This window comes from Oleiphilus sp. HI0080 (assembly GCF_001635135.1).
In genome coordinates this window covers 1-557 of record NZ_LWFU01000083.1, presented here as the reverse complement: position 1 = coordinate 557, position 557 = coordinate 1, and the positions used below count along the sequence as shown (strand labels likewise).

Sequence of the window (557 nt, the reverse complement as noted above, 5' to 3'; positions counted from 1 at the left end):
GTTCGAATGAGTACTCAAAGCAGAGTTAATTTCGATGGTAGGCTTCTTCCACAATGGGAGCGAATTGATCGATATAACATTTTTTACGTTAGCCCCTTTTACGATTATTCCTCTAGCTCGGTCGATGACCTTATGCACGAAAGGCAGTGGGCAAGCTTATATTTTTCGGATGTGAATTACAGTGGCTTGATGTTAGGGGAGTTTCTAAGGGCGGCTCAGATAATCCAAGACAATCGGGTTGTTGGTTATGATGATCTCGTCGGCAAAATTATTAGTACGGCAGAAGCTGTGGTACGGTCTCATGACAGTGAATGGGTTGAAGTCCAAGAGGGTCGAGGTTTTTATAAATTTCCTGATAACAGCCCTTTTTTTCTTGACGGTGTAGAAATGCCAATCAATGAAGCAGCAGCATTTGGAAGTAGTTTGGTGCGTTTGTATATACTAACGGGTAAACAAGTCTATTTAGACCGTGCAGCTAATATTTGGAGACACTGGAGAGAAACTTTGTTTTGGGATGCGTATGGATATCTCTATTATCCTTATGTAAACGGAGTTTG

1 protein-coding gene is annotated in these 557 nt (G+C 41.5%); it reads left to right on the top strand.

Annotated elements, in window-relative coordinates; translation table 11 throughout:
- Window positions 1–132: 132 nt before the first annotated feature.
- Window positions 133–557, top strand: a 425-nt coding sequence (locus A3751_RS01080) for a hypothetical protein (RefSeq protein ID WP_197466082.1), incomplete at its 3' end; no start/stop codon positions are given.